We start from the raw sequence: 14,051 nt of genomic DNA, 5'->3' as shown, positions 1-14,051 counted from the left end.
TGTTAATTCATTTTGATAAAAATTTGTTTGCACCTACTTTGGTTAAACATCCATATGAGAGTATTAGTTGTTGATGACATGCCATTAATGCGTCATGTATTAATTAATATGTTGAGACAGTTAGATTATAAAGACATCGTTGAAGCAACCGATGGTCTGCAAGCATTAACTATACTGCAAAATCAGCTCATAGATTTGGTTATAACAGATTTACATATGCCGAAAATGGATGGTCTAAACTTACTTGATGCTATTAGAAACGATACTGAGCATGCTCAGCTTCCGGTACTTATGGTGACCTGTGAAGACAGCTCTGAGACCGTAAAAAAGATAATTAATGCAAAGGTATCAGGGTTTATTATAAAGCCCTTTTGTATGAATGTACTGTCGGCTCAATTAACACGTTTAGCTAATAAAGTTTAATAACACAATATTTTTTAACATAATTACCTAATCAATAATCACTCTGATCAGTAATGCTTACTGCCATCAATTTCTTTTCTATCATGTGATAGCATGTACGCCATAGTAATCGTAAAATAACCATTGAGGTAGTATGGCTAAGCCCAATAAAAAAGGGCCTACAAAAACGGTCGATATATTTTGTTCTGCATGCAAAGCGCCTTTATTTAAATATCGTAAAGGGGGCAAAGGGGCGTTGGTAAAATGTTTTATAGAACGAATAACCCAAGATCACACTCATACTGAATGTGTATGCCCTGGCTGTGAACGACCTTTTGCACGTCCGGCGATCATAAGAGGGACTGCCGCTTATAAAATGATAGGTGGTAAAGTCACTTTTAAATAAACTGGCTATTTAATCCAAAGTATCAAGAGGCGGACATATGCCCTTGTGTGCTTTTATTTCACTGGTAAACTTCGCTGGTTTTGCTGTTTCAATGATTGAAAAAAACCCTCCCCATGGATTGGGCCAGTCAGTTGGGTTTTAAAATGGAAAAGGATAGACGTGTGATTGCACTTTTATTTGATATTGTTGGTATGAGTGGCACTTTTTTAGTGGTTGGTTCGTTTTTTTTATTGCAACTAAATAAGGTATCGCCAAAAAGTTTAGTCTATAACATGATGAATCTAAGCGGTGCTATTTTGTTGCTTATTAGTCTTTGTTATAACTTTAACTTAGCGAGCTTTGTGATTGAAATATTCTGGATCGCAGCCTCATTAATTGGTTTGTATAAGTATTTTAAAGACAAACCAGCGCTAGCAAAAGCGTAGACTAAGCTAAAACAGCATCCCTTTTGCAGGGAATTAAACCGTGAAATATTGTTTGTTTCACGGTTTTTTAGTTTCAGTACACTTGTTAACAAAAAGTTTCTTCTGCAAAGGCCTATAAATCGATACAATAGTGGCTATTAGTTATTATTAGCACCCTGGTGTTACAGGCGTTTATGTTCTCCATTCCTAAAAAAATTATTTTTGCTTGTATTCTGTTAGTGCTGTTATTAGTGGTTACATTTTCATTTGGCCGCGCTTATGATTTAGGCCAAGCTAAAATTCAAGCTGACCAACAGGTCATTCAATTAAATAATTATATTGATAATGAACTCGCACGTTTTGCAGCTATTCCTCAGCTCCTCACAGAAAATAATTTATTGATTCGTTTTACTAATAATGAATCACAACACTTTAATGCTATTAATAATTACTTGGCTGATATTCAACAAGCCAGCGGTGCCTCAGATGTATACATACTAGATCCCCTTGGCGACGTTATTGCAAGTAGCAACTGGCAAACCGACTATACGTTTTTAGGGAGCAACTTTGCATTTAGACCTTATTTTAAGCAGGCTTTTGCTGGAGAAAAGGTCGCTTACTTTGCCCTCGGACAGCGCTCAAAAGAGCGCGGAATATACTTTTCTCAGGCTATTTATCTAGATGGCAAAGCCATTGGTGTAGTGGCACTTAAAATTAATGTCGCTAAATTTGAAAATGATCGTTCGCTATTAAATACTTCAAAAGGCAGTCATTTTTATTTGCAACTTGCGGATAAAATTATCGCTATGTCAGATGAGCCCGCATGGCGTTTAAACACGTTTACAGAGCTTGATATTACTACACGCCGCGATATTAAACAGCGCCGTGCTTACTTAGATCATCAACCGTTACAAATAAAGCAGCAGCGCTACAAAAGTCAGGGCATTGAGCAATTTAAAATTGATAAAGATGAATATGTTGCCGCTTCAAGGCCACTGACATACCTAAATGCAACCATGACGGTATTGGTTGATATCTCGAGCATAAATGCATTACAGGTGCCCAGATTGTTATGGCTGGTGTTGTTTTATTGGGTATTTATTTTTGTCGGATATAGCTTATTGGCACGCTTTGCCGGATATAAAAAGTTACTGTATTCGCGTCATAGTTTAGAACTTGAAGTATTAGAGCGCACTCAAGCGCTTGAAAAAGCGCAAACTGCACTAGTACAGTCGGCAAAATTAGCCACAATAGGGCAATTAAGTGCGGGTATTAACCATGAAATTAACCAGCCACTGAGCGCCATAAACACCTATTTGGCAAGCGCTAAAATTTTTCTTAAAAAAGGAAAACTCAATGCATTAAATGAAAACTTAATTATTATTGAGAATTTAGTAGAGCGGGTGCACAAAATAGTGGCGCAGCTTAAACACTTTAGTAAGCCGGCGGCCATGCAACTTCGACCTCATCCACTGTCGGCGTTATTAAACAATGCGTTGATGATCACCCACCCGCAACTTAAGCAAGACGATGTTAACGTTAGTGCACCGCAGTTTTCGCAAGAGATCACTGTATGGGTTGATGCATTAAAATTTGAACAAGTACTGGTTAATGTGATCACCAATGCGTCACAAGCAATGAAGGGTGAGCCTAAACGAGAGCTTAGTTTCGATGTTGAGTGTTTTGAGGAGCGCGTTAAGCTTTCTATTTTAGATAGTGGTCCAGGTATTGAACACCATGTACTGGGCTCTATTTTTGAACCGTTTTACAGTACCAAATCAAGTAATGGCTTAGGACTGGGCTTATCAATTTCAAAGCAAATTATTGATTCATTTAATGGGTACTTAACGGCGCACAATCGCCCTCAAGGCGGTGCACAGTTTATTATTAGTTTATCAAGCATAGAGGCCCCAAAAAATGATTGAAGCCGTTGTTTGTAAGCAAGTGGTTGTTATTGATGATGAGGCGATGATCCGTGATTCGTTAAATCAGCTTTTAACCCTCGAAGGGTATGAGGTGCAGTGCTTTAGTGATGCGAGTGTTGCTTTAAGTCGTTTGAGTCGCAATTTTTATGGCGTTGTCCTTAGTGATATAAATATGCCGACTATGGATGGTTTAACTTTTATTGAGCAGGTAAAAGCATTCGACAGTGAACTTCCGGTAATATTTTTAACAGGTTATGCCGATGTGTCTGTAGCGGTAAAAGCGATGCAATTAGGCGCGTATGATTTATTTGAAAAACCCCTGAACGAAAATTTATTAGATTGCATTGCCAGAGCTTTAGACAAACGTGCTTTAGTTATGGAAAATAGAGCTCTGAAGCGTGCAGTTGAAAAGACCTCCGCGCCCGGTGTGCGTATTTTAGGCGAGACCCTTAAAATGCAGCACATGATGAACTTACTCAACACGGTGATTGATACCCCTGCAGATGTATTAATTGAAGGTGAAACTGGTACAGGTAAAGAATTGGTTGCCCGTTATTTACACGATCATAGTAACCGTTCCAGCTGTCAGTTTGTGGCTATTAACTGTGGTGCGGTGCCTGAGCAATTAATAGAAAGCGAATTGTTTGGTGCTGTTAGTGGCGCATATACTGGCGCAACACAAGATCGCAAAGGTAAGTTTGAGTTTGCACAAGGCGGCACCGTTTTTTTAGATGAAATTGAAAGCACTCCCTTATCGCTACAAGTTAAATTACTACGGGTGCTTGAAGAGCGAAAAGTTACCCCCGTGGGTGCAAATAAAGCCATTGACCTTGATATTCGTATTGTTGCGGCCACCAAGGTCGATTTACTTTCCTTGGTAGAAAAAGGTGAGTTTAGAGCCGATTTATATTATCGGTTGAGTTTAGTTAAAGTGAGTATTCCCGCATTAAGAGATAGAAAAGCCGATATTCCTTTGTTGTTTAAGCACTTTAGCTCTATTGCGGCCACTCGTTTTCATAAACCTTTAGGTGCGCTTAATATTGAGTTACAACAGCACCTACTTGCGCATGATTGGCCTGGTAATGTACGTGAATTAAGAAACCAGGCTGAACGCGCGGTATTACTTGGCGCCGATCTGGCTTTTGCACAGAGTGACTCAAGCAGTAGTGGCTCGTCGTTATCATTGGACTTAAGCCTTGTAGAAAAGGTCAGCTTTTATGAGCAGTCTTTAATTGAAGAAGCCTTAGAGCTTAATCATGGCAGTATTAAAGACACCATGGCAACGTTGCAAATAGCGCGTAAGACTCTCTACGATAAAATGAATAAATATAACCTTAATCGAGATATGTTTACCGATTAGTGGGTGGAAATGGTGATAGTAGGTATTTAAAGTGTGTGGAAATCCGCACATTTTAAGGCTTTCGATTATGGTTTTGTTTCTTAAGCTGTTGAAATTTTTTGTTATTATCTAGTTGGTCATGTTCTTGCTCTACAGTTGTAGACAACAAGTAACATCACACAATTAGGATACATAATGAAAAATAATTTATTCCAAGGCTCAGTACTTGCTGCGTTATGCAGTGCTGCCACACTACCTGTAACAGCGTTTGCTGCAGATTACACTGTGTACGGTAAAGCCGAAGTACAAATTGCCAACACCGATACTGGCATAATGCGTTACGCTGATGAAGGCACACAAATTGATGCCCCTTTCTCGCGTATTGGTATTAAAGGGGACCATAAATTAAATGAGTATTTTACTGCGGTATTTAAATACGAGGTTCAAGTAAAAGGCTTTGAACATGATGATACCAATGAGCCTTTTGCAGCACGTAATACTTACCTTGGTCTAAAAGGGGCGTTTGGTGAAGTAGTCGTAGGGCGAAACGATACGCGTTTTAAATACTCTGAAGGCAAGCTTGATAACTTTAACGAAACCCAAGCTGATATTTCACAAGTTATTGCCGGACAAGATCGCTTAGGCGATACTATTACCTATACTTCTAAGTACTGGCACAATGCACAGTTTTCATTTACCTATGCGCCAAAAGATGACAACAAAGACAATGAAGCTGGATTTGCGGCAACCCTTATTTATGGTGACCGTAGTTTAAATAAAGCACCTTACTCTATTTCAATCAGCCATGTTGACTCGCTTAATAATATTAAAGCAAGCCGTGTTGCAGGCGTGTATAAATTTGAAAAGCTAAAATTAGGTGCGTTATACCAACATTCAGAATCAATTGATGGTACTAAATCAGGGAATGGTTACGTGTTAAGCGCAAGTTACAAGCTAGACAAATGGATTCCTAAAGTACAATTTGCAAAAGATGATTCAAAACTACGTCAAGCATCAGACGCAACGCAGTGGACTACCGGTGTAGACTACACTTTTGACAAGCAAACTACCGCTTACCTTTTATATACTGACCTCGACCTAGAAGAAAATGCTGATAACAGTGTTGCGCTTGGTCTTAAATATAAATTTTAAAGGTTGTTAATATGACAAAACGTATTTTAGAAAATAACGCTAATAAAAAGCCGTTTATGCAATGGCTGTTATTATTACTTGGTCCGTGTGTAATGTTACTGACCTGTTTAGCTGAGCCGCCAGTAGGAATGTCGGTTGCTGCTTTTAAAACTGCAGGCTTAGCATTTTGGATGGCGTCGTGGTGGGTAAGTGAAGTTGTGCCCATTCCTGCTACTGCATTACTTCCTTTAGTGATTTCGCCTATTGTAGATATAGCGGCTATAAAAAGTGTTGCAGCTCCTTATGCGCATCCGCTGATCTTTTTATTTTTAGGCGGTTTTTTAATCTCAATTGCTATGGAGCGTTGGGGATTACACAAGCGTATTGCATTAAGAACTATGCTTTATGCAGGTAAAAAACCAAGCTTACAAATTTTAGCTATGATGTTAGTGACTGCATTTTTATCTATGTGGATGTCTAACACTGCTACCGCGGTAATGATGTTGCCTATTGCCTTATCTATCACTCATTTAGTTAAAAGCTCTGATCCAACTAATGAAGGTTTTGGTAAAGCACTTTTACTTTCTATTGCTTATGGCGCGAGTATTGGTGGGATTGCCACTTTAATTGGTACTCCACCGAATGCACTAATGGCTGCATACCTATCAGACAGTTACCAAATCGAAATTGGCTTTGCCCAATGGATGATCGTTGGTGTTCCATTATCGCTTGGTATGTTAATCATCAGCTGGATTTGGTTAACTAAATTTACCTATAAAGTTGATGCGAATGTACAGACAAACAAGCGAATCGACACTAAAGCGGTATTTTCTTCGCAGCTAAAAGAGTTAGGACTCATGCAACGTGCTGAAAAGGGCGTATTGTTTGTGTTTATGTTTGCGGCTGTTTGTTGGATATTTAGACCATTACTAGGTGATATGACCGGTCTTAAAATTTCAGATACGGGTATTGCAATTGCAGCCGCATTACTTTTATTTGTACTACCTGCTAATAAAGGCAGTGATGAGCGAATTTTAGATTGGGAAAGTGCCGCTAAAGTGCCTTGGGGTGTGCTGCTTTTATTTGGGGGCGGCTTGACGCTAGCCTCGCAAATTAAATCATCAGGATTAGCCGATTACATTGCCAATATGATTGAGGGTGCGAGTGCAATTCCTTTAGTTATGAGCATTCTTGTGGTGGTGGCACTCATTACTTTCTTAACGGAAATTACCAGTAATACGGCAACAGCCGCAGGCTTTTTACCATTACTGGGACCTGTTGCTGAGTCTGTAACTGGTAGTCCATTAGTATGGGTGATTCCAGCCGCGATTGCATGTAGTTGTGCGTTTATGATGCCAGTGGCTACGCCACCGAATGCGATTGTGTTTGGATCGGGCGAAATTAAAATGAAAGACATGATCCGTGCAGGCTTTGTGCTAAATATTGTTGCTATTGTTTTAATCACGTTAGTGACAATGACCATTGCAGCTCAGGTGTTTGGTTTTTAACAGCCCCACAACTAACTAAAAAACAGCTAACCGATGCACACGAAAGCAATGCATCGGTATGAGTTCCAACCAACCTTTTTGAGTGATTTTGCAACGATTTTTATCGCGCTGCAAAATCACTCTTTATTGCTCGTGAAACAGAACAAGGTTATAGTCTTGAAAACGTTATAAATCGAGTAGCCTATTTTGATCACTGACACATTATCTACAGGGTCTTTGCGTTCACAATTTAATGAACTAAAGCACTCTTTTGAAGACTCTCCTTATTTACCCATTGAGCAACGCCTTGCTTTACTCAAGCAAATACGCGCTAACATTGTAACGCTAGAGCAAGACTTAATTGCGGCGGTATCTAAAGATTTTGGCTATCGAACCGCGTTTGATACTTTAGTGGGGGATATTTTGCCCACTATGCAGGGGCTTGCACATATTATTAAAAAGCTACCTCGATGGTCTAAGCCTAGTCATCGTAGCCCTGGTTTGAGCTTATGGCCCTCAAAAGTAAGTGTAACCTATCAGCCTATTGGCGTGGTGGGTGTGATTGCTCCGTGGAACTATCCTATTCAATTAGCCATTGTGCCTGTTATTACCGCTCTTGCCGCGGGTAATAGAGTGATGCTAAAGCTCAGTGAGTTTACGCCTAATACCAATGCGGTACTTGAAAAACTGTTTGCAGGAGAATTAAGCCAACACTGCAGCATTATTCAAGGGGGCAGTGAAGTAGCGAGCGAGTTCTCATCATTACCGTTTGCACACTTATTATTTACTGGCTCGACAGCGGTTGGTAAGTTGGTGATGGGTGCAGCGAGTAAAAACTTAACCCCGGTAACCTTAGAGCTGGGTGGAAAATCGCCAGTCATTGTTTTAGAAAATGCGGACGTAAATAAAGCCGCGAGTGCTTTATTATTTGGAAAGATGGCCAATGCAGGGCAGATATGTGTGGCTCCTGACTACGTATTTGTTCCTAAAGCATTAGAACATCAGTTTATTAAAGCTTTGTGTACACTTTATAAAAAGCATTTTAAACAAGGTGTTGAAGGTAAAAACCTGACCTCTATTATTAGTCCTGCTCACTATCAACGTCTGCTAGGTTATTTAGAGCAAGCGCAACAGCAAGGCGCTAAAATAACAAAGCCGCTTGAGCAAAATCAACAAGATGCTGAAAAACACCGGATGGGTCTGCATATTGTGACGCACGTCACAGATGAGATGCAATTAATGCAAGAAGAGTTATTTGGGCCTATTTTACCGATAATGAGTTATGACAAATTAGATGATGCGCTCAATTATATTCAATTGCGCCATCATCCATTAGCGCTCTATATACTAGGGCAAGATAAGCAAGCACAAGCACACATAATGAGGCAGACAATTAGTGGGACCGTTGCAGTTAACGACACCCTAATTCAAGTAGCTGCCGATGATGTGCCGTTTGGTGGGGTTGGTCACTCTGGTATGGGGCATTATCATGGCAAAGAGGGCTTTTTAACCTTTAGCCACGCAAGAAACACTTTAGTATCAGGTTCAATTAACCCACGTATAGGTTTATTACTCAAACAAAATAAATTACTGATCAAAGTGCTAAAGTGGCTTTATGTAAAATAGTCTTTAGTATTTTAAACAAAAAAGCTGAATGAATCACTTCATTCAGCTTTTTTAGTTATTTTATTTGCTTAAAACATTCGCCCTTCACCGGCGTAAGTACCTGCTAAAATTTTATTATAAATAGCATCGGCTTTTTCTTTAGCTTCAGCGACTTCTTTAGGGAGCATAGTGCGTTCATCAAGTTTACGACTGTGGCTAGCTTGCATGTTACCGTTGTACTCAGCAATGGTATTCCATACATACGACATTTCAAGGTTTTTTGGCATTCCTAAGCCTTCAAAATACATCAAGGCTAAATTAAATTGTGCAAGCGTGTAATTATTTGCGGCGGCTTTTTCATACCATGTTCTGGCGGCTTTATAATCTTGGCTCACGCCATCGCCGTTGGCGTACATTACCCCTAAATTATACTGTGCTGCAGGAAGGTTTTTATTGGCTGCTTTCTCAAATAAGCTAATAGCCATTTGTTTGTCTAACTTTACGCCGTTTCCTTCATCATACAAAACCGCAAGTGCAAACATTGAATCTACATGATTTTTTTTAACTGCTTGTTGGTAAAGTTCAGCTGCTTTGTAGTAGTCACGAGTAACTCCATGTCCGCCCTCGTATAACTTACCTAGTTCGTAAATACCTGGGGCATAGCCTTTGTCTGCAAGATAATTAAACTCTTTTAGTGCTTCCTCAAATTGACCTGCGTTTGCAGCTATTATGCCTTCCTCAAGCCCTGCATAAGCATAAGGTGTAGCAAGTATAATGCCCGCAAAGAACATTGCTTTTAAATTAGACTGTGACATATGCATGTCTCCAAATTAGTTATCGTTGTCGGTAAGCATCATAACGGTTAATCATTTACTTATTACTCGAGTAGGTAATAAATTATGAGCTAAATCAATAACGCCAACGTTTATAAGTTAGATATACAAACGTATTAACAAGTAGTTTTAACTATAGCTCAAAAATTCTAAACTTAAGCACATAGCTATGATATAAATTGCGTTAGCTTGCGATTCTATAGAAAAATGAAAAAAATAAAAGCAAGCAGTAGCTTACATAATTACTTATGATGATTTTTGGCAACCAAAGCATCATACAACGGGGTCTTTTCATGTTAAATAATTTAAAAAATATAAAACTAAGTAAAATTATTTTTATAACCAGTTTGTTATTTATTGCCAGCTGTTCAACGTCATTTGCCTATAACAACCTAGGTTGGTTATCGTCATTTTGGATTGATGATTACGTTGATCTTAATAAAAGCCAATCTAAGCAGTTAAAAGCGATTATTAACGATACCCGGGATTGGCATCGTGAAGTTGAATTACCAAAATATAAAGCCGATTTACTCGACCTAAGACAATTGCTAAACAATGAAGCTGATACTGCGCAGTTGATGGATAAAATAACCCAAGTTAAGCAGCATTGGCGAAACTTACTGTTGCATACCAGCGAGCCTTTAATTGAGTTAGCGCTGACCTTAACCCCGTCACAGCGCAGTGAAATGGTAAAAAATATTCGCGAGCAAATTAATGATGAAATCCAAGAGCATGCCTCATTAACTCAAGATGAGCACCAGCAACAACGCTTAGAGAGACAACTAGATTACTACAAGCAGTGGCTTGGCAAACTCACTTCTGAGCAGCAAATGCTCATATCACAAGCCAATAGTGCGCATACTAGTACTAGAAATTTATGGTACGACTACAAACTAGCTCGTTTAGCTGCACTTGAAGCTCTTTTTACCCAGCAAACACTTAGCGAGGCTGAATTTACTCAGCAATTACGCATCATTATTATAGAGCGTGAACAGTATATGAGTAATGAGCTGCTTGAGCTTAATGAACAAAACTTAAAAGCTTATGCGCAATTGCTACTCAAGTTAAACAAAACGCTGAGCCCTAAACAGTTATCGCATGTTGATGAAGAATTCGCAGATTTAGTGGGTACTGTTAATGAATTGATTATGGAATAAACGCTTTACTAATTCTTTTGGCTTGTTTTTTCTGAATTGTTTAAGCTTAAAATTGTGATTTTTGCATTTCATTGTTAACATAAGCTATCAAAAATATTTTAAGTTATCCATGGATATAGCTGCACTTAATAGTACAAAAACGCTACGTAAGCACGTTCTTAAGTGGATGTGCATTTGTTTTGGTTTTTTGTCGTTGGTATTTGCTGTATTTAACTTATTGGTGAATAATTTACCCCTTGTTGGTGGTCTCGAAGTCGGCTTTTCTTTGTTATGCTTATATATATTTAAGCACTCACAAAAACATTATCCCAAGCGCTGGCATGCCATTACCATGTGCTTAACCATCTCTTTAATTGTGTTATGCGGCACCTACTTAGCCCCCCCTAAAAACGGCCTGTTTTTGTGGACATTTATTTTACCTATTCTTTACTACTTACTACTTGGTAGACGTTACGGGTTATTTTTGTCTGCGGCATTACTTGTTTTACAGCTGGTGGTGTTATCTCAAAAACTGCCACATTCATCGTTTTCAGCTTTTAACATAGGGCTTAACTTATTATTCGTATATATAAGCATATGGGCTATATCTCATGTTTTTGAAGGTAATAGAGCTGATTTTTCAAAACGTTTAAAAAATTTAGCGTTACTCGATCCCCTTACTGGGGCTGGTAATCGTTTATCAATGAACCAGTTTTTTGAGGTAGAGATCAAAGATAAATCACAGCTTTACTTATTTTTACTCGATTTAGATTACTTTAAACAAATTAATGATCAGTATGGGCACGATATTGGCGATAAAGTGCTGGTTGAGCTAGCTACATTATTGCGCGGCACTTTTGCAAAAGGGTATGTGTTTAGAGTCGGAGGTGAAGAGTTTTCACTAATGAGTAACTTTGATAGTCCGCAAGCAGCCTTAGCAATGGCAGAAAAGTTAAGACTCGCAATACAAAATAAGCACATAATCGCTAATGGTGAAACCATTAAGTTAACCGCCAGTTTAGGCGTTGTACAATACCAGCAACAAAGCCTAAGCGAACTAATAGACTTGGCCGATAAGCAGCTTTATAAAGCCAAAGAGACTGGCCGTAACGGGGTCTGCACTGATATTTTAGCGCTGGCTTAAGTTTTATAGCGGCTAATACATTTGTTCAAAGTCAGGAATACTGTTTTCCCAAATCGGTCTTTCTTTACCAATATATTCGCGTACGGCATCAAAAAATAACCGGGTTCTTACCGGTAAATCACGATGTGGGTATACCGCATACATAGCACTGTGCTCCATTAATTTAAGGTCTGTCAATAAAGGCACCAGTTGTCCATCAATCACTTCTTTATCTAATATAAACGCGGGGGCTAAAACGTAAGTGGTTCCAGAGAGTGTTTTCATTAATAGTGCTTCAGCATCATTGGCTCTAAATACACTTTTAATTTTTTGTTCACATTGTTCACCAAGGTGGTTGTAGTAACTTACTCCCTCAACTCGCAGGGAACTGCTTGCGTAACTAGCAGCAGGTAATTGTGCTAAATCGGTTATGTTTTTCGGCATTCCATAGGTTTCAATAAATGCAGGTGAAGCTAAAAGTAATAAACGATTACGCGCAATCTTTCGAGCAATTAAAGAGGAGTCTTTTGGCTCACCCACTCTAAATGCCAAATCAAATCCTTCAGAGACAATATCCACAAGCCGATCATCTAAACGCAACTCTACTTCAACTTGCGGAAAACGCTTTTGAAAATCGTTAATAACAGGCTGTAAATAACGCCGGCCGATTAAAGTAGATGAGGTGATTTTTAATACGCCACGAGGTTCTAAGTGATAATTCTCTGCCATACGCAGGGTATCGCCGAGCAGGGTTCGCAGCTCGTCCGCTTTTTTTATCATTTCAGCACCTGCTGCGGTGAGTGAAAACGAACGAGTGGTTCGATTTAATAGCCTCACCCCTAGCTCATCTTCTAAACGACTAATTTGTTTAGAGATCACGGAACGATCAATGTTGCGTATTTCAGCAGCTTTAGCAAATGATCCCTGCTCAACCACTTCAAGCAGCATTAAGAGTCGGCTCGTTGTATCCATTATTGCACCATAGTGTCACTTTGATGCCATTTTGGCACTAATGAATTTAAAAATCTATTGTTTTTGTCAACAAGCATGTTCCGTATTATGTATCACCTAATTAACAGGAGCGTCGTTATGAACAAACACTTAGTTGCTACAGCCTTATCTGTTGCATTAATTACTCTAACTGGTTGTGCTGAGGAAAGTACAGCACAGTCAGCACCCGCACAACAATACCAAGCTATTGATGTAGCCCAAGTCCTGGTTAAGCCTGTGCAAAGTTGGCATACCTATACAACGCGCTTAGAGTCACCGCAAAAAGTGGCATTAATGCCGCGCGTATCAGGCATTATTGAGCAAATTGAATTTAAAGAAGGGGATGCTGTAAAACAAGGAGATGTGTTATTTCGCCTTGATGATCGTTCATTTAGAGCCACGGTAGCTAGTTTACAAGCTCAGGTTAAAAGTGCACAAGCGGCTCTTGAACAAGCAAAAAGCGAAGCATCACGTGCAGTGCGTCTAACTGAGCGTAAAGCAATTTCTACTGAGCAAGCGCAAGCACGTACCTCAACGTTACGTCAGCGTGAAGCACAACTTGCCGCACTAAAAGCGCAGCTTAAAGCCGCTGAGCTTGATTTAGAGTTTACCTCTGTGGTTTCACCAATTGATGGAATTATCTCTCGCGCAAACATCACAAAAGGTAACAACGTACTTGCCGGGCAAAGTGTGCTCACTTCAATTGTTTCTAATGACAAAATGTATGCTTACTTTGATGTCGATGAACGTACTTGGAACAATGCATTTGATGAAGTCACTGCAGCGACTAAACAACCTGTTGTTATGCAAAAAGTAGGGCAGAGTGATTTTAATTACAATGGTCACATTAACTTTATAGACAATCAAATTAATGCATCTACTGGCACATTACGTGTTCGAGCTGTATTTGAAGATCGTAGTAACGAGTTACGTTCAGGCTCTTTTGCACGGATTAAATTGGCTGCCAATGCAATACGCGAAACCGTCATTATTCCAGATAGAGCCATTGGTACTGACTTAAAAAACCGCTTTGTGTTAACTGTAGGCGAAAATAATGTACTGCAATATAAATTGGTTACTGTAGGTGAGCGCTATGGCGCATTACGTGCCATTACCTCTGGCCTTGAACAGGGTGATGTGATTGCCGTAAATGGCCCTGCTCGCGTAGGGCCTGGCATGCCAATATCACCTAATAAAGTGACAATTAATACCCAAGGTGTGGCATTTACACTCACTGCTAACCCTGCCGATTTAGTTGCTAAGCAATAAG

At 39.4% G+C, this 14,051-nt stretch carries 13 protein-coding genes; 11 read left to right on the top strand and 2 right to left on the bottom strand.

The genetic code is table 11. The annotated features are described in order from the left end of the window. Window positions 1–54: 54 nt before the first annotated feature. The 8 genes from FLM47_RS18200 to FLM47_RS18165 all read left to right on the top strand — a co-directional run bounded on the left by FLM47_RS18200 (window position 55) and on the right by FLM47_RS18165 (window position 8,720). Window positions 55–423, top strand: a complete 369-nt coding sequence (locus tag FLM47_RS18200; RefSeq protein ID WP_178957244.1) for a response regulator — start codon at window positions 55–57, stop codon at window positions 421–423. Between the two features lie 133 nt (window positions 424–556). Then, complete coding sequence (locus FLM47_RS18195) at window positions 557–808, top strand: hypothetical protein (RefSeq protein ID WP_138607811.1); 252 nt, start codon at window positions 557–559, stop codon at window positions 806–808. 161 nt (window positions 809–969) lie between these two features. Next, window positions 970–1,233 (top strand): hypothetical protein, encoded by a 264-nt coding sequence (locus tag FLM47_RS18190; protein ID WP_131692315.1) that lies wholly within the window; start codon window positions 970–972, stop codon window positions 1,231–1,233. Between the two features lie 173 nt (window positions 1,234–1,406). Further along, window positions 1,407–3,137 (top strand): ATP-binding protein, encoded by a 1,731-nt coding sequence (locus tag FLM47_RS18185; protein ID WP_178957243.1) that lies wholly within the window; start codon window positions 1,407–1,409, stop codon window positions 3,135–3,137. Next, on the top strand, window positions 3,130–4,497 hold the full coding sequence (locus FLM47_RS18180; protein ID WP_178957241.1) for a sigma-54 dependent transcriptional regulator: 1,368 nt from the start codon (window positions 3,130–3,132) through the stop codon (window positions 4,495–4,497). Before FLM47_RS18185 ends, FLM47_RS18180 begins: the two co-directional genes overlap by 8 nt. A gap of 174 nt (window positions 4,498–4,671) precedes the next feature. Next, window positions 4,672–5,628, top strand: a complete 957-nt coding sequence (locus FLM47_RS18175) for a porin (RefSeq protein WP_178957239.1) — start codon at window positions 4,672–4,674, stop codon at window positions 5,626–5,628. Window positions 5,629–5,639: 11 nt separating this feature from the next. Then, window positions 5,640–7,115 carry a DASS family sodium-coupled anion symporter gene (locus FLM47_RS18170; protein ID WP_178957238.1) on the top strand — a complete coding sequence of 492 codons (1,476 nt, stop codon included), beginning with the start codon at window positions 5,640–5,642 and terminating at the stop codon, window positions 7,113–7,115. Window positions 7,116–7,301: 186 nt separating this feature from the next. Continuing rightward, on the top strand, window positions 7,302–8,720 hold the full coding sequence (locus FLM47_RS18165; RefSeq protein ID WP_178957232.1) for a coniferyl aldehyde dehydrogenase: 1,419 nt from the start codon (window positions 7,302–7,304) through the stop codon (window positions 8,718–8,720). Window positions 8,721–8,788: 68 nt separating this feature from the next. Here the strand turns inward: FLM47_RS18165 and FLM47_RS18160 are convergent, their stop codons facing one another. Then, the gene (locus FLM47_RS18160) at window positions 8,789–9,514 is read right to left on the bottom strand and encodes a tetratricopeptide repeat protein (RefSeq protein WP_010389004.1); all 726 of its coding nucleotides are present in this window, start codon (window positions 9,512–9,514) and stop codon (window positions 8,789–8,791) included. Window positions 9,515–9,825: 311 nt separating this feature from the next. Between FLM47_RS18160 and FLM47_RS18155 the strand changes: the two genes are divergently transcribed. Both FLM47_RS18155 and FLM47_RS18150 read left to right on the top strand, forming a co-directional pair. Beyond that, entirely contained in the window at window positions 9,826–10,689 is an 864-nt protein-coding gene (locus FLM47_RS18155; RefSeq protein ID WP_178957230.1) for a DUF6279 family lipoprotein, read from the top strand. A 109-nt stretch (window positions 10,690–10,798) separates the two neighbouring features. Next, window positions 10,799–11,812 (top strand): GGDEF domain-containing protein, encoded by a 1,014-nt coding sequence (locus tag FLM47_RS18150; RefSeq protein ID WP_178957228.1) that lies wholly within the window; start codon window positions 10,799–10,801, stop codon window positions 11,810–11,812. A 12-nt stretch (window positions 11,813–11,824) separates the two neighbouring features. On the opposite strand, the gene FLM47_RS18145 is transcribed toward FLM47_RS18150, so the two are convergent. Continuing rightward, window positions 11,825–12,763 carry a LysR family transcriptional regulator gene (locus tag FLM47_RS18145; protein ID WP_178957227.1) on the bottom strand — a complete coding sequence of 313 codons (939 nt, stop codon included), beginning with the start codon at window positions 12,761–12,763 and terminating at the stop codon, window positions 11,825–11,827. 117 nt (window positions 12,764–12,880) lie between these two features. Here FLM47_RS18145 and FLM47_RS18140 point away from each other — a divergent pair, with 117 nt between their 5' ends. Next, the gene (locus tag FLM47_RS18140) at window positions 12,881–14,050 is read left to right on the top strand and encodes an efflux RND transporter periplasmic adaptor subunit (RefSeq protein ID WP_178957226.1); all 1,170 of its coding nucleotides are present in this window, start codon (window positions 12,881–12,883) and stop codon (window positions 14,048–14,050) included. Window position 14,051 lies beyond the last annotated feature (1 nt).

The sequence above is a fragment of the Pseudoalteromonas sp. Scap06 genome (assembly GCF_013394165.1).
Classification (GTDB): Bacteria; Pseudomonadota; Gammaproteobacteria; order Enterobacterales; family Alteromonadaceae; genus Pseudoalteromonas.
Note: the sequence above shows the minus strand (reverse complement) of the source record. Positions and strands in the feature narration are given on the sequence as shown.

Coding starts and splice junctions, on each gene's coding strand:
- FLM47_RS18145 (WP_178957227.1), bottom strand. CDS start 12,763: ATGGATACAACGAGCCGACTCTTAATGCTGCTTGAAGTGGTTGAGCAG.
- FLM47_RS18140 (WP_178957226.1), top strand. CDS start 12,881: ATGAACAAACACTTAGTTGCTACAGCCTTATCTGTTGCATTAATTACT.
- FLM47_RS18160 (WP_010389004.1), bottom strand. CDS start 9,514: ATGTCACAGTCTAATTTAAAAGCAATGTTCTTTGCGGGCATTATACTT.
- FLM47_RS18175 (WP_178957239.1), top strand. CDS start 4,672: ATGAAAAATAATTTATTCCAAGGCTCAGTACTTGCTGCGTTATGCAGT.
- FLM47_RS18150 (WP_178957228.1), top strand. CDS start 10,799: ATGGATATAGCTGCACTTAATAGTACAAAAACGCTACGTAAGCACGTT.
- FLM47_RS18195 (WP_138607811.1), top strand. CDS start 557: ATGGCTAAGCCCAATAAAAAAGGGCCTACAAAAACGGTCGATATATTT.
- FLM47_RS18180 (WP_178957241.1), top strand. CDS start 3,130: ATGATTGAAGCCGTTGTTTGTAAGCAAGTGGTTGTTATTGATGATGAG.
- FLM47_RS18170 (WP_178957238.1), top strand. CDS start 5,640: ATGACAAAACGTATTTTAGAAAATAACGCTAATAAAAAGCCGTTTATG.
- FLM47_RS18155 (WP_178957230.1), top strand. CDS start 9,826: ATGTTAAATAATTTAAAAAATATAAAACTAAGTAAAATTATTTTTATA.
- FLM47_RS18200 (WP_178957244.1), top strand. CDS start 55: ATGAGAGTATTAGTTGTTGATGACATGCCATTAATGCGTCATGTATTA.
- FLM47_RS18185 (WP_178957243.1), top strand. CDS start 1,407: ATGTTCTCCATTCCTAAAAAAATTATTTTTGCTTGTATTCTGTTAGTG.